This window comes from Dokdonella sp. (assembly GCF_035511235.1).
Classification (GTDB): domain Bacteria; phylum Pseudomonadota; class Gammaproteobacteria; order Xanthomonadales; family Rhodanobacteraceae; genus Dokdonella.
Genome location: NZ_DATKFQ010000035.1, coordinates 122,821 through 142,009 on the forward strand (window position 1 = coordinate 122,821; position 19,189 = coordinate 142,009).

The 19,189-nt window shown below is 69.4% G+C and carries 15 protein-coding genes; 4 read left to right on the forward strand and 11 right to left on the reverse strand.

Translation table 11 applies throughout. The features are described 5' to 3' along the window. Positions 1-3 precede the first annotated feature (3 nt). The 11 genes from era to VMR06_RS14880 form a co-directional block, all read right to left on the reverse strand. Positions 4-912 (reverse strand): GTPase Era, encoded by a 909-nt coding sequence (era, locus tag VMR06_RS14830; protein ID WP_325377661.1) that lies wholly within the window; start codon positions 910-912, stop codon positions 4-6. Continuing rightward, positions 909-1,592 (reverse strand): ribonuclease III, encoded by a 684-nt coding sequence (rnc, locus tag VMR06_RS14835; RefSeq protein ID WP_414648152.1) that lies wholly within the window; start codon positions 1,590-1,592, stop codon positions 909-911. The genes era and rnc overlap by 4 nt, the downstream gene beginning before the upstream one ends. After that, a complete protein-coding gene (locus VMR06_RS14840) occupies positions 1,573-1,983 on the reverse strand; it encodes a DUF4845 domain-containing protein (protein WP_325377663.1) in 411 nt (136 codons plus the stop codon). The genes rnc and VMR06_RS14840 overlap by 20 nt, the downstream gene beginning before the upstream one ends. A 62-nt stretch (positions 1,984-2,045) precedes the next feature. After that, on the reverse strand, positions 2,046-2,897 hold the full coding sequence (gene lepB / locus VMR06_RS14845) for a signal peptidase I (RefSeq protein WP_325377665.1): 852 nt from the start codon (positions 2,895-2,897) through the stop codon (positions 2,046-2,048). Between the two features lie 19 nt (positions 2,898-2,916). After that, complete coding sequence (gene lepA, locus VMR06_RS14850) at positions 2,917-4,710, reverse strand: translation elongation factor 4 (protein WP_325377667.1); 1,794 nt, start codon at positions 4,708-4,710, stop codon at positions 2,917-2,919. A 161-nt stretch (positions 4,711-4,871) separates the two neighbouring features. Beyond that, complete coding sequence (locus VMR06_RS14855; RefSeq protein ID WP_325377669.1) at positions 4,872-6,281, reverse strand: DegQ family serine endoprotease; 1,410 nt, start codon at positions 6,279-6,281, stop codon at positions 4,872-4,874. A 110-nt stretch (positions 6,282-6,391) separates the two neighbouring features. Beyond that, positions 6,392-7,357 carry a MucB/RseB C-terminal domain-containing protein gene (locus VMR06_RS14860; protein WP_325377671.1) on the reverse strand — a complete coding sequence of 322 codons (966 nt, stop codon included), beginning with the start codon at positions 7,355-7,357 and terminating at the stop codon, positions 6,392-6,394. A gap of 28 nt (positions 7,358-7,385) precedes the next feature. After that, positions 7,386-8,048: a sigma-E factor negative regulatory protein gene (locus tag VMR06_RS14865; RefSeq protein ID WP_325377673.1), complete on the reverse strand. Its 663-nt coding sequence runs from the start codon at positions 8,046-8,048 to the stop codon at positions 7,386-7,388. A gap of 7 nt (positions 8,049-8,055) precedes the next feature. Continuing rightward, positions 8,056-8,643 carry an RNA polymerase sigma factor RpoE gene (rpoE, locus tag VMR06_RS14870; RefSeq protein ID WP_325377675.1) on the reverse strand — a complete coding sequence of 196 codons (588 nt, stop codon included), beginning with the start codon at positions 8,641-8,643 and terminating at the stop codon, positions 8,056-8,058. 133 nt (positions 8,644-8,776) lie between these two features. Further along, on the reverse strand, positions 8,777-11,386 hold the full coding sequence (locus tag VMR06_RS14875) for a bifunctional diguanylate cyclase/phosphodiesterase (RefSeq protein WP_325377677.1): 2,610 nt from the start codon (positions 11,384-11,386) through the stop codon (positions 8,777-8,779). Positions 11,387-11,390: 4 nt separating this feature from the next. Further along, complete coding sequence (locus tag VMR06_RS14880; RefSeq protein WP_325377679.1) at positions 11,391-11,870, reverse strand: hypothetical protein; 480 nt, start codon at positions 11,868-11,870, stop codon at positions 11,391-11,393. Positions 11,871-12,025: 155 nt separating this feature from the next. Between VMR06_RS14880 and VMR06_RS14885 the strand changes: the two genes are divergently transcribed. The 4 genes from VMR06_RS14885 to VMR06_RS14900 all read left to right on the forward strand — a co-directional run bounded on the left by VMR06_RS14885 (position 12,026) and on the right by VMR06_RS14900 (position 19,087). Beyond that, entirely contained in the window at positions 12,026-14,071 is a 2,046-nt protein-coding gene (locus VMR06_RS14885; RefSeq protein WP_325377681.1) for a 3-hydroxyacyl-CoA dehydrogenase NAD-binding domain-containing protein, read from the forward strand. 530 nt (positions 14,072-14,601) lie between these two features. Further along, positions 14,602-16,323, forward strand: coding sequence for a hypothetical protein (locus VMR06_RS14890; RefSeq protein WP_325377683.1), 1,722 nt, complete (start codon positions 14,602-14,604; stop codon positions 16,321-16,323). A gap of 450 nt (positions 16,324-16,773) precedes the next feature. Then, positions 16,774-18,231 carry an aldehyde dehydrogenase gene (locus VMR06_RS14895; protein ID WP_325377685.1) on the forward strand — a complete coding sequence of 486 codons (1,458 nt, stop codon included), beginning with the start codon at positions 16,774-16,776 and terminating at the stop codon, positions 18,229-18,231. Positions 18,232-18,418: 187 nt separating this feature from the next. After that, complete coding sequence (locus VMR06_RS14900; RefSeq protein ID WP_325377687.1) at positions 18,419-19,087, forward strand: Bax inhibitor-1 family protein; 669 nt, start codon at positions 18,419-18,421, stop codon at positions 19,085-19,087. Positions 19,088-19,189: the final 102 nt, after the last annotated feature.

Sequence of the window (19,189 nt, forward strand, 5' to 3'; positions counted from 1 at the left end):
GCGTCAGCCGTCGTGCCCGAGGCGCTTGAGCGCGGCCTCGTCGTCGCTCCAGTTCTCGCGCACCTTGACCCACAGCTGCAGGAACACCTTGCGGCCGAACAGCTTCTCCATGCGGATCCGTGCGGCGGTGCCGATCGCCTTGAGCCGCTCGCCGGCCTTGCCGACCACGATCGCCTTCTGGCCCTCGCGCTCGACCCAGATCGCCGCGGCGATCCGCGCCATCGCGCCGTCTTCCTCGAAACGCTCGATCTCGACCGTGGTCGCGTATGGCAGCTCGGCCGAGAGCTGCACCATCAGCTGCTCGCGCACCAGTTCGGCGGCGAGGAAGCGCTCGCTGCGATCGGTCAGCTCGTCCTCCTCGAACGCCGCCGGCCCTTCCGGCAGGCGCGCGGCGATGTCGTCGAGCAGGGCCGCCAGACCGTGCTGGCGCCGCGCGCAGACGTAGTGCACGCCGGCGTAGTCGCGCTCGCGCGTCAGCTCGGCCGCCAGCGGCAGCAGGCGGGCCTTGTCCTCGATCAGGTCGACCTTGTTCAGCACCAGCAGCTTCGGCGCGGCATGCGCGGCGATCAGCTGCCAGACCGCCTCGTCCTCCTCGTTCCAGCGCCGCGCGTCGACGACGTGGACGATCAGGTCCGCATCTTCCGGCGCCTGGCGCGCGACGCGGTTGATGTGGCGGTTCAGCGCGCGCCCGCCCGACCGGTGCAGGCCCGGCGTGTCGATGAAGACGATCTGCGCATCCTCGCGTGTCGCGATGCCGACGATGCGATGCCGCGTGGTCTGCGGCTTGGCCGAGACGATGCTCAACCGGGCGCCGATCAGGGCGTTCAACAAGGTGGACTTGCCGACGTTGGGGCGTCCGATCAGGACGACGCGCCCACATCGATACGGCGTAGCGGATTTTTCGGTGTTCATCGGTCGAGCTTCTCGATCAGCTGGTCGAGCGCCGCGGCGGCGGCGATCTGTTCGGCGGCACGGCGGCTCGAGGCCTCTCCCGCGGTGCGGATCGAGAAGGCCTCGATCCAGCACTGCGCTTCGAACACGCGCGCGTGCTCCTCGCCGCGGCTGGCCACCAGTTCGTAGGTCGGCACCGGCAGACCCTCGCTCTGCAGCAGCTCCTGCAGACGCGTCTTGGGGTCCTTTTCGGTGCGCCGGGGCGCGGCCTCGACGGCCGCTCCGAAGCGCGCCCTGACCGCCTCGCGACAGGCGTTCCATCCGCCGTCGAGGTAGATCGCGGCGACGACCGCCTCGTAGGCGTCGGCCAGGATCGAATCGCGGCGATGGCCGCCGCTCTTCATCTCGCCGCTGCCGAGCCGCAGGCGCTCCGGGAACGCTTCCTCGCGGGCCCGGCCGGCCAGCGCGGCGCCGTTGACGAGGCTGGCGCGCAGTCGCGTCATCTCGCCTTCGTCGGCGCGCGGATGGGATTGGAAGATCAGCTCGGCGACGATCAGGTTGAGCAGGCTGTCGCCGAGAAACTCCAGCCGCTCGTTGTTCGGGCGACCGGCACTGCGATGGGTGAACGCCTGCTGCAGCAGGCGCGCATCGGCGAAGGCATGCCCCAGGGCCTGGTCGGCCTTAATAGCCGCCCCCGAGATTGACCGACTTGTCGAAGCTGACGACGAGGTCGACGTTGTAGGCGAACGGAATGCGCTTCTCGTAGGCCACGCGCAGCGTCGCATCGCCGCCCTGGCGCAGCACGGTGATCGCCTGCGGCGGCACGCTCTGCGAGTCGACGTACTGGGTATCGAACTTGATCATCAGGCTGCGCCGGATCTCCTCGGGCGAGGCCTGCGCGGAGTTGGGCTCGTTCTTGACCAGCTCCATCGACTTCACGACGCCCATGTACTCGGTGTACGCCGGAATCAGCCGCATCGCCAGGTAGGCGAAGAAGCCGACGATGACCAGCATGAACAGGAAGCCGATCAGGGTGATGCCGCGCTGCCGGCCGCCGGCGGCGCAGGTGCTGGAATGGCGCTGACTCAACATGGGTGATCCCCTCGAGGCGATGGCGGACGCGACGCACGGCGCCGCGCCGGATCGGCCGCGGCTCAACGGATGACGGTTCCGATGCGCGAGAGATCGAAGCCGCCGGTGCAGAAGCTGCCTGAACAGTTCATCCAGATCAAGAAGGCCTTGCCGACCAGGTTCTCCTCGGGCACGAAACCCCAGAAGCGGCTGTCGGCACTGTTGTCGCGGCTGTCGCCCATCACGAAATACTGCCCCTCCTGCACGGTCCAGGTGCCTTCGGGTCCCGGCGGCTGGTTCGGCCGGATCAGCACCCGGTGTTCGACCCCGAGCAGGTTCTCGTCCTTGACCTGGGCGCCGGCCAGATTCGGGCCGCCCGGCTCGGACGGACCGACATAGGGGCCGATGTAGGTATCGGGCACCGGCTGGCCGTTCACGTAGAGCGTCCGGTTGCGGTAGGTCACCTGGTCGCCCGGCACGCCGATCACGCGCTTGATGTAGTCCTGCCGCGGATCGCGCGGAAAGCGGAACACCGCCACGTCGCCGCGCTGCGGCGCACCCGTGTCGAGCACCTTGGTATTGAGCACCGGCAGGCGCACGCCGTAGGAGAACTTGTTGACGAGGATGAAGTCGCCGACCAGCAGCGTCGGCATCATCGAGCCGGACGGGATCTTGAACGGCTCGGCGATGAACGAACGCACCACCAGGATCAGCAGCAGCACCGGGAAGAACGAGCGCGCGTATTCGACCAGCGTCGGCTCGCGCAGCGCGGCCTCCTCGCGCAGCCTGCGTTCTTCGGCCGGCAGCGCGCCGAGATCCCCGAGCGCCTCGACGCGGCGGCGCCGCGCCTTGGCGAAGAACAGCCAGTCGACCAGCCAGACGAGACCGCTGACGGCGGTCAGGATGACCAAGAGCAGGGCAAGATTGAAATGCACGCCGGTTTCCTTCTGAACGTTACTTGTTGTCGACTTGGAGCACGGCCAGGAACGCTTCCTGCGGAATGTCGACGCGGCCGACCTGCTTCATGCGCTTCTTGCCTTCCTTCTGCTTCTCGAGCAGCTTGCGCTTGCGCGAGACGTCGCCGCCGTAGCATTTGGCCAGCACGTTCTTGCGCAGCGCCTTGACGGTGGAGCGCGCGATGATCTGGGCGCCGATCGCGCCCTGGATCGCCACGTCGAACTGCTGGCGCGGGATCAGATCCTTCATGCGCTCGACCAGCTCGCGGCCGCGGCGGTCGGCCGCGGAGCGGTGCAGGATCAGGCTCAGCGCGTCGACGCGCTCGCCGTTGATCAGCACGTCCAGCCGCACCAGCGGGCCGGCCTGGAAGCGGTCGAAGTGGTAGTCCATCGACGCGTAGCCGCGCGAGACCGACTTGAGCTTGTCGAAGAAATCGAGCACGACCTCGGCCAGCGGCAGCTCGTAGCTGATCTGCACCTGGCTGCCGAGATAGTTGATCGAGCGCTGCGAGCCGCGCTTTTCCTCGCACAGCTTGATGACCGCGCCGATGTGGTCGGGCGGCGTGAGGATGTTGGCGACGATGATCGGCTCGCGCGTCTCCTCGATGTACTGCGTCGGCGGCAGCTTGGCCGGGTTGTCGAGCAGCACGACGCTGCCGTCGGTCTTGACGATCTCGTAGACGACCGTCGGCGCCGTCGTGATCAGGTCCAGGTCGTACTCGCGCTCGAGCCGCTCCTGGATGATGTCCATGTGCAGCAGGCCGAGGAAGCCGCAGCGGAAGCCGAAGCCCATCGCCTCGGAGCTCTCGGGCTCGAAGTTCAGCGCCGCATCGTTGAGCTTGAGCTTCTCGAGCGCCTCGCGCAGCGCCGGGTAGTCGTCGGCCGAGACCGGGAACAGGCCCGAGAACACGCGCGGCTGCACCTGCTGGAAGCCCGGCAGCGGCTGCGGCGCGGGGTCGGCGTTGAGGGTCAGCGTGTCGCCGACCGGCGCGCCGTTGACTTCCTTGATCGAGGCGGTGACCCAGCCGACCTCGCCACCGCTCAGACGCGGCTTGACCAGGCGCTTGGGCGTGAATACGCCGACCTGGTCGACCTCGTGCCAGCGGCCGGTCGACATCACCAGGATCTTGTCCTTGGGCTTGATCTCGCCCTGCATGACACGCACCAGCGAGACCACGCCGAGATAGTTGTCGAACCACGAATCGATGATCAGCGCCTGCAGCTTGTCGGTATCGCGCGGCTTCGGCGGCGGGATGCGCGCGACGATCGCCTCGAGCACCTCGACGACGTTCTGGCCGGTCTTGGCGCTGATCGGAATCGCGCCGGTGGCATCGATGCCGATCACGGCCTCGATCTCGGCCTTCGAGCGCTCGATGTCGGCGGTCGGCAGGTCGATCTTGTTGAGCACCGGCACCACTTCCAGCCCCTGCTCGACCGCCGTGTAGCAGTTTGCGACCGATTGCGCCTCGACGCCCTGGGCCGCATCGACTACCAGCAGCGCGCCCTCGCAGGCTGCCAGCGAACGGCTGACCTCGTAGGAGAAGTCGACATGGCCGGGCGTGTCGATGAAGTTGAGCTGGTAGGTCTTGCCGTCGCGCGCCTGATACGGCAGCGATACGCTCTGCGCCTTGATCGTGATGCCGCGCTCGCGCTCGATCGGATTGTTGTCGAGCACCTGGGCTTCCATCTCGCGCTCGGCCAGGCCGCCGCACAGCTGGATGATGCGGTCGGCGAGGGTCGACTTGCCGTGGTCGACATGGGCGATGATCGAGAAATTGCGGATAAGGTCCATCAGCTGGCGCGCAACGGGAATGAGGGAGGGGCCTGCCGGATCGGCGCAAGCCGGCCATTATCGCAGAAAACCGGCCGCCGCCGCGGCGACCGGGCTGCGCAAAACGCGAACGGCGCGCCGGAAGGGCGCGCCGTTCATCAAAATCACCGGCGGCCTTCGGCTCAGCCGTTGTCCCGCGTCTTCGGCACGCCGATCGCGACGAACTGGGTGACGTCGCCACGGCGGACCAGCAGCATCACCGAATCGCCCGGGGCGACGTCCTTGACGGCCGCATTGAAGTCCGCGGTGGTCTTGATCGGCGTGCGGCCGACGCGCAGCACGATGTCGCCCGGCGCCAGCTGCGAAGCCCGGGCCGATCCGCCGACGCGGGTGACCACCACCCCCTCGTCCTGCAGGTCGAGCTGGCGCCGCTGCTCGGGCGTCAGGTTCTCGACGGTCAGGCCGAGCGGATTGGACGCCCCGCCCGACGCGCTGCCGCCGCCGGCGGCGGCCGTCAGTTCGGCCGGCTGCTCGCCGACGACGATCGGCACGCTGATCGTCTTGCCGTCGCGGAAGATCGACAGCTCGGCCTTCGAGCCCGGCTTGGTCATGCCGACCAGCGGCGGCAGATCGGCCGAGCTGACGACCTCCTGCCCGTTGAAGCCGAGAATCACGTCCTGCAGCTTCACGCCGGCCTTGTCGGCGGCCCCGCCGGCGGTGACGTTGTTGACGAGCGCGCCGCCGCTGCGCGGCAGGCCGAGCGCCTTGGCGGTCTCGCGGTCGACGTTCTGGATCTGCACGCCGATCATGCCGCGCGATACGCGGCCGCTGGTCTTGAGCTGGTCGACCGTGTTCATCGCCAGATCGATCGGAATCGCGAACGACACGCCCATGTAGCCGCCGGTGTTCGAGAAGATCTGCGAATTGATGCCGACCACCTGGCCGTCCAGATTGAACAGCGGGCCGCCGGAGTTGCCGCGGTTGATCGGCACGTCGGTCTGGATGAACGGCACGTACTGCTGGCCTGCGCCGGTATTGCGGCCGATCGCGCTGACGATGCCGGCGGTCACCGAATGATCCAGACCGAACGGCGAGCCGATCGCGACCACCCACTGACCCGGGCGCAGCTTGCTCGAATCGCCGAGCGTGACCGACGGCAGGCTCGACGCTTCCACCTTCAGCAGCGCGATGTCGGTCTGCGGATCGGTACCGATGATCCTGGCCTCCAGGTCGCGGCGGTCGGACAGCCGGACGCGCACCTCGTCGGCGCCCTCGACCACATGGTTGTTGGTCAGCACGTAGCCGTCGGCGGAGATGATGAAACCCGAACCCAGCGAGCGGCGCGGGCCCTGGGCGCGCGGCATCGCGCCGCCCGGACCGCCGGGACCGAAGAAGCGCCGGAAGATCTCGGGCACCTGCTGCTCGTCGTCCTGCATCGAGGTATCGACGCTGCCGGTGGCCTCGACGTTGACGACGGCACCGCCGTAGCGGTCGACCAGATCGGTGAAGTCGGGCAAGTCGGCTGCCTGCACGGCTGCGACGGCGAGGCCGACGAACGGGACCAGCAACCAACGCGTGAAGGACGGGGTCATGGCAATACCTGTGGGAAGTTGTCGCGGATGTTGGGGAACCGCTTGGATGAGGGCATCGGCGCAAAGTTCCAGGGGCGCAGCGCAGGCCCACGGCGATTTTCAGCGCGGCTTCATCGGGGCGAAGCCACGGAAGCGACCGACAGGGCGATCTTCTCGATCGTTTCCTTCGGTGCATTGCCGAGCGCGGTGATGCGCCAGGGCTCGACGATGCGCGTGTACACGCTGAGCACGCCGCGCGACATCGCCACGTCGGTCTCCGGCGAATCGCCGGTGCGCCGCTCGACGTAGACCGATACGCTGACCAGACCGTCGGAGATCACCAGATGCTCGGCATCGGGACCGCCGTCGGCCGGCCGGCGGCGGCCACTCAGCGTGAAGCCGGCCGGCAGATCGCCGAGCTGCCAGCGTCCGCCGTCGCGCAGCATCGGCTCATCGGCCGGGGTGGTCGCCTGATCGATCGGCCGGCTCGGCAGCAGATCGGCCGCACTCGGCGCGCCGAGCGTCAGATTGACGAACATGAACTGCTCCAGCAGGCGCTGGTCGCTGCCGACCATCGCCGCGCGCAGCAGCGCACTGGAGTCGCGCTCGATCCACAACCGGTAACCGTAACGATAGCCGTCGCGCGGCACGATCTCGACGATGCGCGCCTCGTAACCGGCAACCCGGTCGGTGCCGGCGAGCCGGGTCGCGTACGAGAGACGGTAGCGCTCGTCACGGGTATCGGGCAGCAGCGGCAGCAGCTGCTGGCGTGCCGACGGAAACACCGTCGGCACGCGCGTTCCCTGGATGCACGTCACCGTATTGCCGGCGCGGATGATCTCGTTGCGCGGACCGGACAGGCTGACCAGGCGCTCGCGCTCGTTCTCGCCGCCCATGTGGAACAGCCGCAGCGAATCGATGCGGCTGCCGTGCTGGTAGATCAGCGCGCCGTGGTAGTCCAGATCGCGCATCGCCGCGTTCATTCGGCTGAGCAGTTCCGGCGCTTCGAGGTCCTGCGCCGATGCCAGCGTCGCGACGACCGACCAGGCGATCAGACCGGCAGTCCATGCGCGCCGCAGTCCATCCCTGAACGTCATCGTCTGCACACCGGCGTGAGGCGGGAATTCAGCGCTTGGGCGCGTCGGCCGGCGCCGGCGAGGACTGCGCCGGCGTCGACAGCAGCACGTACGGCACCACGGCCGACTGGCCGGCGGCGCCGACGGCCTGGTAGTGACGGATCAGATAGGACTGTAGACGCGGATCGAGCGCGGCGGCCGGCTGTGCCCAGTCGGCCTCGCCGACCGTCGCCGAGGCCGGCTGCAGCGGGACCATGACCGGCCCCGGCAAGGTGGTGCGCACGTCCTGCGGCAACGTCGACACCGAGGCCGGCGCGGCCGCGACCGGCGCGCCACCGCTGCGCGAGGCCGCTATGCGCGGCTGCGTCGCGGGCGCATCGGCGGTGTCCACGGCCGGCGGCGTCAGTACCAGGGCGGCGACCGCGACCGATGCCGCGACCGCGCCCCCGGAGGCCCAGCGCACCCATGCCGCGCCGCGCCGCGCCGGCTGCAGGTTCTCCGCCTCGATGCGCGCGAACACGCCGGCGGAGAAGTCGGGCCGCAACGCGTGGATGTCCTGCCGGCGCAGCACCTGGCGGGCCAGGTGATAACGGGTCCAGACGGCGCCGAGGTCGGCATCGCGCTCCAGCCGCTTCAGCAGGAAGCGGCTCTCGTCACGCCGAAGCTCGCCGTCCATCAGGGCGGAAAGGTGCTCGCGGTACTCGTGGCTCATGGCTAGATCAACCTTCCTCGTCCGACAGCAGCGGACGCAGTTTCTCGTCGATGGCTTCGCGCGCCCGGAAAATGCGCGAACGCACGGTGCCGATCGGACAGTTCATCGATTCGGCGATCTCCTCGTAACTGAGCCCGTCGACCTCCCGCAGGGTGATCGCGGTCCGCAGTTCTTCCGGCAGGCTTTCGACCGTCTGGAACACGGTTCGTTCAATTTCCTGGCGCATCAGCTCGCGATCGGGCGTAGCGGTCTCCTTGAGACGCAGCGCCCCCTCGAACTGAACGGCATCCTCGACCGCGACGTCCTCGGTCGGCGGTCGGCGGCCTTGCGACACCAACCAGTTCTTCGCCGTATTGATCGCGATCTTGTACATCCAGGTGTAGAACTGACTGTCGCCTCGAAACGCGCCGATGGCCCGATACGCGCGCAGGAACGCCTCCTGCGCGACGTCCTGGGCCTCGCTCCAGTCCGACACGTAGCGGGAAACGACGCCGACGATCTTGTGCTGGTACTTGCGCACCAGCAGATCGAACGCGCGCTTGTCTCCGTGCTGGACGCGCTGCACCAGCGCCTGATCCAACTCAGTTTCGCCCATCCGGGCCCATCTCCCAAAGGGTCTGTCGATGATCGCCCGGGCGGGTCGAGCGGCAGACTAGACCATCCATACTCGAATAAGTTTCATCGGCCGACACGCGCCGGCCGTGCCGGATAGTGTCGCATTTGCCGGCTCAGGACGCGCCGGAGGGCTCGGCGATGCGCCGGAACACCCGCTCGCGCTCGAGCAGCATGGCCTCGAACGCCGGCGCCGGCACCGGCCGGCAGAACAGGTAGCCCTGCAGCACGTCGCAGCCGTGCGCGCGCAGGAAATCGACGTGCCGCTCGACCTCGACGCCCTCGGCGACTAGGCTGCGTCCGAGGCTGTGCGCCATGTCGATGGTCGCGCGCACGATCGCCTCGTCGTCCGGGTCGACCCCGATGTTGCGGACGAAGGCCTGATCGATCTTGATGCTGTCGGCCGGAAAGCGCTTGATGTAGTCCAGCGACGACTGGCCGGTGCCGAAATCGTCGATCGAGGTCCGACAGCCGATCTCGCGCAGCGCCTGCAGGGTGTCGAGCAGGTTCGGGATCGCCTTGAGGCTGATGCTCTCGGTCACCTCCAGATCCAGCGAGCGCGGATCCAGGCCGGTCTCGGCGAGGATCGCGGCGATCCGCTCGACCAAGTCGGCCTGGCGCAGCTGCAGGGCGGACAGATTGACGCTGACGCGCAGCGGCAGGTCGAAGCGCGCCTGCCAGCGCCGTGCGTCGGCGCAGGCCGCGCGCAGCACCCACTGCCCCAGCGAGACGATCAGGCCGGTCTGCTCGGCCAGCGGAATGAAGAAGCCCGGGCTGATCATGCCCAGCTCCGGGTTCTCCCAGCGGATCAGCGCCTCCATGCCGACGATGTCCTCGGTGCGCCCGTCGATCTGCGGCTGGTAGTAGACGCGCAGCTCTCCGTTGCGCTCGGCCTTGCGCAGCTTCTGTTCGAGCGCCAGACGCTGCCGCTGCGATTCCTCGGGCACCAGCACGTAGGCCTGGTAATTGCTGTGCCCCATGCTCTTGGCGGCCTGCATCGCCTCCTCGGCGTGCAGCAGCAGCCGGTCGGCGGCGATCGCGTCGTCGGGATGGAAGCTCAGGCCGATCGTCGTGCGGATGCGGTGACCGGGACCGTCCTCGACCGGCACCGGCGCGTCCATCGCTCTGACGATCTTCTCGGCGATGCGCAGGGCGTCCTCGCGCTTGACGATGTGACGCAGGATCACCACGAACTCGCAGCCCGAATAGCGCGCAACGGTGTCGTAGCCACGCACGCAGGCGCGCAGCCGCTGCGCGGCGACCGGCAGCACGCGATCGCTCGATGCCGGCGACGCGGCGGCGCCGGCGTGGATCGGATCGAGCTCGACGAACAGCAAGGCGAAGCTCTCGCCGGTGCGATGGGCCTGCTTGAGCGTCGAATCGAGCCGGTCGCCGAACAGCAGGCGATTGGGCAGCCCGGTCAACGCATCGCGCAGCCCGCGGGCACGCCCCTGCTCGCGGGCCTGGCGGATCTCCAGGTCGAGCCCGATCCGCGTGGCGATGATCTGCAGGCTGTCGCGGATCAGCGCGTCGATCTCCAGCGGCAGCGCGCGCGCCATCAGCCAGGCGCCGAGCACGCCGCCACGCTCGTCGCGCAGCGGAAAGCCGATCAGGCACTCGTAGCGGCGCGCGCGCAGCAGACTGTCGGCCGGCACGACGCGCCAGGCCTCGTTGCCCTCGAGCAGATCGTCGCCCTCGACCAGAAGACGAAGCAGCGGTTCGCGGTCGCTGCTCTCGATCAGCCCGAACGGCAGCGCGCGGTCGTCGGCGGCGATGACGCGCGTGAATTCCGAGCTCTCCGGACACAGCATCGCCACCACGCCCCAGTCGCATTCGAGCCAGTCCATCGCGTGACGCAGGATCTGCTGGACCGCCAGCTCGCCGCCCGCGGTGCGATGGATCGCGGTCAGCGTCGACATCGCCAGGCGGTATCGGCCCAGATCGCCAGGATCCCTGAACGTGTAGACGTGAACCGGCCGCCCGGCGCTGAGCGCCAGATGGACCTCCGCATCCACCGGATAGCGACTGGCGTCGGCGCGCTGGCGATAGCCGGCGAATCGGGCGCGTCCTTCGCCGGCCAGGCGATTCAGCGATTCCAGCCGCGACTCGACCGACGGAAAGCCGTCGAAGGCCTCCGCGCGTGCCCCGACGACCTGGACGCGGGCGTGTCCCGAGCGCAGCAGGAAGGCCGGATTGGCGTCGACCACGCGCCCGCTCTCGACGTCGACGATCAGCAGCTCCTCGTGGCTGTCGTCGAACGCGAAGCGGTAGCGCTCGCCGACGGCCACGAGTGGAGACGCCGCGTGCGCCACCTGCCCGTCCAGCACGGATGCGATACGCGCCAGCGCCTCCTCGGCGACGACCGGCGAGGCGATCCAGTCGGTGACCAGACCGCCGGACAGATAGCCCCGTCCGCTGGCCGATGCCAGCGCGTCGGCGCGGATCAGCGCGAGGATCGCCGGCGGATCGAGCGGGGCCGCCTGACGCAGCTCGGTGCAGAACGTCGCCGCGACGCGATCGTCTCCGGACAGCGCCAGCAGCACCAAATTCAGACGTGCGATCTGACCGAGCACCAGCCGCGCCTGGACCACGTCGGCCACAGCGTAGATCGCGTCGAACTCGAGCGCATCGAGTACCGCGCACAGCCGGTCACGATCGTCCGCGTCGCCGGACACGATCAGGACCGCGCCGCGCCGCCGTTCGCCTGCCTGCTCGCCCTGGGTCATTGCATCAGCTCATCCAGCGCCCGTCGCGCAGCCGCGGACGCTGCCGCGCGCGCCGGACCTCCGGCAGCAGGTCGAACAGCGCGCGGAGGTCGTCGGGCACCTCGGACGGTCCGCCTATCAGCACCAGCTTGCGGGCATGGCCGCCGCGCAGACGGCCGATGCGGCGCAGCAGCACCGGCGCGGGCGGCCGGAGCTGATCGGAGAACCCACGGAACAGGTAGACGCCGAAATGCATGCTCTGCAGGATGTAGCGCAGCGCGTCGGCCAGGCGCTGCGTGCCGGCCACCCATACGTCCGGCTCGCGCAGCGAGCGGATGCCCCGCACCGGATCCCACAGGTAGATCGACCGCCCCGAGCGCAGCGCGAGCTGACGAAACTGGACGACGGCCTCGTCGGGATCGTCCGTTTCGAGCGCGACCAGATTGCCGGACGCGGCGAGAATCGCCTCGAACAGCAGCGGCGTCACCAACGGATCGGCTGTCATGGCGTCGATACGAACTTGCGCCTCCCCCGGGGCCCAATGCGGCCTGGACGCCCATCCCTTCGTCCGCGACGGGAACGGCAGCGGGTCGTGCGTTTGACCCGGTCGGCAGCTTGCCCGGATTATAGCCCTCATTCCTTGCCTTGCAGGTAGCCGCCATGTTCGAGGGCCTTCGTTTCCAGCACTGGCAGATCGATCTCGATGCCGACGGCATCGCCACCGTGACCCTGGACCGCGCCGGAAGCGCGGTCAACGCGCTGAGCCGCGCCGTGCTCGAGGAGTTCGACCGGCTGATCGAGCGCCTGTCGTTCGAGCCGCCGCGCGGTCTCGTCATCCGCTCGGGCAAGCCGGCCGGCTTCGTCGTCGGCGCCGATCTCAAGGAGTTCGCCGGCTACGAGAAGACCGGCACCGTGCTCGACCGGATCCGCGAGGGACAGGCCGTGTTCGAGCGCCTGGCGCGCCTGCGCTGCCCGACCGCGGTCGCGATCCATGGCCATTGCATGGGCGGCGGCACCGAGCTCTCGCTGGCCTGCGACTATCGCATCGCCAGCGACGATCCTTCGACGCGGATCGGCCTGCCGGAGGTCAAGCTCGGCATCTTTCCGGGCTGGGGCGGTTCGGCGCGCCTGCCGCGCCTGATCGGCGCGCCCGAGGCGCTGGCGTTCATGCTGACCGGACGGGCGGCCTCGGCCAGGCAGGCCCAGGCGATCGGCCTGGTCGACGCGGTGACCACCGCCGACCGGCTGACCGAGACGGCCAAGGACTGGCTGCGGCGGCGTCCGTCGCGTCCGATCGGCCAGCGCGCGCTGGCCTGGGCCACCAATCTGTGGCCGGTCCGTCAGGCGCTCGCGCCGATCCTGCGCAAGCGCACCGCGGCCAAGGTGCGCCCGGAGCACTATCCGGCGCCGTTCGCGCTGATCGACACCTGGCGCCGCGGCGGCCCCGGCATCCGCCAGCGCCTGGAACTGGAGGCACGTGCGGTCGCCAAGCTTGCGCAGACGCCGACCTGCCGTCAGCTGATCCGGGTGTTTTTCCTGCAGGAGCGCCTGAAGGCGCAAGGCGCCGGTACGCAGGCCGGCATCGAGCGCATCCATGTCGTCGGTGCCGGCGTGATGGGCGGCGACATTGCGGCCTGGGCGGCATTGCGCGGCTTCGAGGTCACTCTGCAGGACCGCAGCGACGAGCAGGTCGGTCCGGCCATCGAGCGCGGACGTGCCCTGTTCGCGAAGAAGCTGAAGTCGCCCGACCGCGTGGAGGCGGCCACGGCACGCCTGCGCGCCGACGTCGGCGGCACCGGCGTGGCAACGGCCGACCTGGTGATCGAAGCGATCTTCGAGAACCTCGAGGCCAAGCAGACGCTGTATCGCGAGCTCGAGCCGCGCATGAAGCCCGATGCCCTGCTCGCCAGCAATACCTCGAGCATTCCGCTCGACCAGCTGCGCACCGCCGTGGCGGCGCCGGGCCGCTTCCTCGGCCTGCACTACTTCAATCCGGTCGCGCTGATGCCGCTGGTGGAGATCGTGCGCCACGACGCGCTCGATGCCGCCACGACCGGCCGAGCCGCCGCCCTGTGCAAGCGGCTCGACAAGCTGCCGATCGTCGTTGCCGGGACGCCGGGATTCCTCGTCAACCGGGTGCTGATGCCGTATCTGCTCGAAGCGATCCGGATCCTGCGCGAAGGCGTGCCCGGACCGGTGATCGACAAGGCCGCCAAGCGCTTCGGCATGCCGATGGGGCCGATCGAGCTGGCCGATACCGTCGGGCTCGACGTCTGCGCATCGGTCGGCACGGAGCTGGCGCCGTTCCTCGGCCTCGAGCTGCCCGACGGCATCGATGCGCTGCTCGAGGCCGGGCACCGCGGCAAGAAGACCGGACAGGGCTTCTACGTCTGGGAAAACGGCCGTCCGGTCAGGCCCGAGGTCGACCCGAAATATGTCGCGCCGGCGGACCTCGAAGACCGTCTGATCCTGCCGATGCTCAACGAGGCCGTGGCCTGTCTGCACGATCGCGTCGTCGAGGATGCCGATCTGCTCGATGCCGGCGTGATCTTCGGCACGGGTTTCGCGCCGTTCCGCGGCGGCCCGATCCAGTACATCCGCGACACCGGAGCCGGCGCGCTGCAGGCGCGGCTGGCCGCTCTGGCCGCGCGGCATGGACCGCGATTCGCCGCACGCCCGGGCTGGGACACGCTCGAGCCGCACTGAACCGCCTCGGCGCATACCGCCCGAACAGGCCGACCTCAGCGCGGCGGCGTCGCCATGGCGACGGTCTGCGGCAGCGGCCCGGCGCCAATCCGCCCGCCTGGGACAGGCTGCACGTCCGGCCGCGGCGGCGTCCCTCGAACGCCGCGCACCGGTCGGACCGGTATTGCACGACCGTCCGATGGCGGGCCAGCGCAAGCCTTACAGACTAACGCCGCCTCCCACCGGTTTGTGCCGACTGACGCACAGATGGAACCTGTAAACAGTTACAGGTTTTTACTTCGCCGCGAGCCGCGTACCTCTATGCCGCGCATCGTGGCGGACGCGGCCCTGATTTCTGACGACCCGCCTCCACGACGCGACCTGCGCTAAACCGCAGGCCAGCACGTCGGCGTGCGGCAGAGCGGGACTGCCCGGCCTCTGCCCCGTGCCGTCATCGGCATGTCCGCGACTCGCGTTCATGCATCACGTCAGAGGACTCAACAATGGACTTTCATCACGTCATCACGGCGACCTCCCGGAGCAGGCCCGATGTGCCGCTTCACCTCGCCCGCCTGCGCCCCTGGCTCGCCCTGCTCGCGGCTACCAGCCTGGCCTGGGCGACCGGTCTTCAAGCCGCACCGCTGACGGTGCCCAACGGCTCGTTCTCCGACGCCGGCAACAACGGCTCGGTCGGCGGCGGCCTGCTCGGCGGATCCGGCAGCAACGTCCAGATCGGCGACGGGCCGTGGCGCGCGACCTACTGGGGCGCGCTCGGTCTGCTCGCGCCGCCGGTGCTCGAGATCGGCGACAACCGCGCCGCGATCGGCGGCCTGGCCGGCATCAGCGCGCTGGGCATCGTCAACAACGGCGGCTTTTTCCGCCAGACGCTGCCGATCGCCTGGGAGCCCAACTTCCGCTACGTGCTGAAGGTGGACGTCAATGCCGGTGCCGTGCTGGGCCTCGGCCTGCTGAACGGACAGGGCGTCGGCACGGCGCTGCTGTCCGACACCACGCGCATCAGCTCCACCGTCAGCGCGTCACTGGTCTCGTTGAACCTGCTCGGCGGCAACGTCTACGAGCTGACGCTGACCCACGAAACCGGCGGCACCGTCAGCGGCAATATCGGCATCGACCTGTTCTACGAGCCGAGCGCGATCCTGAGCGCGAGCCTGCTCGGGGCGGTCGACTTCACGAACGTGCGGCTGGAAAAGCGCCTGATCGACCCGACGCCCGCAGGACTCCTCGCCATCGATGCGGACCTGCGCACCGCCGTCGTCAATACCGAGGTCGATCCGCCGATTTCGGTGCAGGTCGTCGACTCGCTCGGAGACGGCATCGAGGGCATTGCGGTGACCTTCACGACGCCCGAAACCGGCCCGAGCGCAACCGTCACGCCGAACCCGGCGCTGACCAATGCCGACGGTATCGCCGAAGTCACGACCACCGCCAACACGATCGCCGGCAACTACATGATCACTGCCGAGGTCGCCGGCGTCGAGGACATCCTCGAGTTCCCGATGCACAACGCGGCGGGTCCGGCTGCCAGCGTCAACAGCATCAGCGGCGCCGCGCAGAGCGCGGTGGTCGGCTCGCAGTTCGGGCAGGCGCTGGTCGTCGAGGTCGAGGACGAATTCGGCAATCCCGTGCCGAGCGTGCCGGTCACGTTCAACGCACCGGTCGAGGGCGCCAGCGCGACGTTCCCGTCTTCGACGGTCGTGACCGGCGCCAACGGACAGGGCGGCGTGACGCCGACCGCCAACGGCATCGCAGGTGCGTACGCGATCACCGCCAGTGTGCCGAGCGTCGGCAAGGCGGCGACCTTCCCGCTGGTCAACCTGCTCGAGAGCGACATCGGTCCCGGCGAGACCGGCGAGCCGAACCAGAACGGCGAGCCCGATGCGCTGTTCGCCTGCGCGCTGCTGGTCCGGATCGTCGACGGCGAAGGCGTCCCGCAGCCGGGCCTGGCAGTCGATTTCACCGCGCCGGCATCGGGCCCCTCGGCCGTGCTGCACGACGGCGAGAACAGCGGCCTGTCGCTGCGCGTCGAAACCGACGTCGACGGCTACGCGTCGGTCGACGCGCAGTCCAACGGGGTGCCGGGCCGCTTCCAGGTGAGCGCGCAGCTGGCGTTCTCGCTGACCGATCCGGTGCTGTTCAACTTCAACAATCTGGCCGCCGGCGATCCGGCCTTCAGCTACGGCTTCGACGGCCCCTGCATCGGGAGCACCGCACCGGTGGCCGACACGTCGACCGAAGGAGATCAGGCCCAATAGGAAAACCGCTGTCTGAGCGTTGCGCCGACGTGACGTAACGCCAGTCCGAAGCCCACGTACTTCCCGGGTACGTGGGCTTCTGTTTGTCTGCGCACCGACCGCCGGTACGCACGGCGCGCCTGCTCGATGGCCGGTCGCCGCACCCGTTGCGGCGTGGATCGCGCACCGGTGCTCGAGGCACAGGGCCGGCTCCATGCGTGCCGCGACCGCGCCGGTCATGCCAGTTAAGGCCGACCGCAGCGGACCGGGCGCGTACGCGCGAATCGCGCGGCCCGCCGAGCACCACGCCGACTGGCGCCCAAGCAGCGCGACCGGGCCGGCCTGCACGGACCGGAACGGCGCTCTAGAATGTCGATCCCTGCCGCCCGCCGGTCGCGGGCCGATGCGAGCGGAAGCCCGGCGGCCGTTGCCCGACCGGCGCCCGCGTCGAACGACGACCGACCACGACCGATGACCGACCCGATCACGCTGCACAACCTCATCGACGGCCGCCTCTGCGCCCCGCTCGGCGGCCGCTACCTCGACGTGTACGAGCCGGCGACCGGCGCAGTGTTCGCGCGCTGCCCGGCCTCGGACGCGAGCGACGTGGAGACCGCCGCGGCCGCGGCGCTCAAGGCCTTCCCGGCGTGGGCCGCAACGCCCGCCGAGCAGCGCGCGGCCGTGCTCGAACGGCTCGCGGCGCTGATCGAGCGCGAACAGGACACGCTGGCCGAGCTCGAATCGCGCGACAGCGGCAAGCCGGTCGCGCTGGCGCGGCGCATGGACATCCCGCGCGCGGTCGCCAATCTGCGTTTCTTCGCGCATGCCGCCACGCAGTGGCCGAGCGAGGCGCATCCGATGGAAGCGCGCGCGCTCAACTACACGCTGCGCCAGCCGCTGGGCGTGGTCGGCTGCATCAGCCCGTGGAACCTGCCGCTGTATCTGTTCACCTGGAAGATCGCGCCGGCGCTGGCCGTCGGCAACGCCGTCGTCGCCAAGCCGTCGGAGATCACGCCGTGCACCGCCGCCAGGCTCGGCGAGCTGTCGATCGAAGCCGGTCTGCCCCCGGGCGTGCTCAATATCGTGCACGGCACCGGCCCGGAATGCGGCCAGGCGATCGTCGATCACCGCGCCGTCAAGGCGATCTCGTTCACCGGCAGCACGCGCACCGGTGCTGCGATCGCGGCCAGCGCCGCGCCGCGGTTCAAGAAGCTGTCGCTGGAACTGGGCGGCAAGAACCCGGCGATCGTGTTCGCCGATTTCGGCTTCGGCGACGCCGACCTCGACACGATCGTACGCTCGGGCTTCGCCAACCAGGGCGAGATCTGCCTGTGCGGGTCACGCCTGCTCGTGCAGCGCGCGATCTACGACGAGTTCCGCGAGCGCTATCTCGCGCGCGTACGCGCCTTGCGCGTCGGCGATCCGCGCGCGGCCGACAGCGACCTCGGCGCGCTCGTCTCCGAAGCGCATTTTCGCAAGGTCCTCGGCTGCATCGAGCGCGCGCGCGCCGAGGGCGCCCGCGTGCTGACCGGCGGCGGTCCGGCCGCGATCGGCGGACGCTGCGCGAACGGCTGGTTCGTCGAACCCACGGTCGTGGAGGGCCTGCCCAACGCCAGCGCGACCAATCAGGACGAGATCTTCGGCCCGTTCGTCAGCCTGATCCCGTTCGACGACGAGGACGAGGCCGTCGCGCTCGCCAACGGCACCGACTACGGCTTGGCCGCCTCGCTGTGGACTGCCGATCTGAAGCGTGCGCATCGCGTCGCCGCACGCCTCGAGTTCGGCCTGGTCTGGGTCAACTGCTGGCTGCTGCGCGACCTGCGCACGCCGTTCGGCGGCGTCAAGCAGTCGGGTGTCGGCCGCGAGGGCGGCAGCGAGGCGCTGCGCTTCTTCACCGAACCGAAGAACGTCTGTCTGGCGCTCGATTAGCGCGGGCACGCGGCCTCCCGCTCGCCGCTGCGGCTGCGGCATGCCGACGGCGCTGCCGCAGCCGTCGAGGAGGGATCCCGCGCCGGCGCGGCCGTCCAGGCGCCTGCGCGCAGGCGAACCGGACCGCCGCTTGCCTTGCCGCCGCCGCTTGCCTAAGGTGGCCCGAGAGCCCATACGAGTAGCCGTCATGTCCGAGCAGCCCGTGATCCTTCCGTCGGCCGGCGCCGCCGCCCAGCCGAGCATCGTGCGCAATACCTATCTGCTGCTGTCGATCGTCATGGCGGTCGCCGCCGTCGGCGCCTTCGTCGGCCTGCAGCTCGATCTCGGCTGGAGCATCGGCATGTGGCTGGTGTTCATGGTCGTCTTCATCGGCGGGCCGTTCGCGATCAACGCCGCCAAGAACGGCGATACCGCGATCTGGCTGACGTTCGCCTGGGCCGGCCTGGTCGGCTTTCTGCTCAGTCCGCTGATCGCCGCCTATCTCAAGCTGCCGGGCGGCCCGGGCATCGTGTTCAACGCGCTGGCCGGCACCGCCGCGCTGTTCGTCGGTCTGTCCGCCTATGCGGTCGTCTCGCGCCGCGACTTCAGCTTCCTCGGCAGCTTCCTCGTCGCCGGCTGCATCGTCGTGCTGCTCGGCATCGTCGCCCTGATCTTCCTGCAGATCCCGCTGCTGTCGCTGGCGATCTCGGGCCTGGCGGTCCTGCTGATGAGCGGCTTCATCCTCTACGACACCGGCCGCATGATCCACGACGGCGCCGCCAATCCGGTCTACATCACGGTGTCGCTGTTCGGCAACATCGTCGTGCTGTTCTCGCACCTGCTGAATCTGTTCTCGTTCTTCAGCGGCGAGGACTGAGGTCGGTGCGGCGGCGATCCGGGCGTCGCGCCCCGGATCGCGAACCGGCGCCCCGCCTCGCGGTCCGAGCCGGACCGCGCCGTCGATACGCGCCGTTCGGGT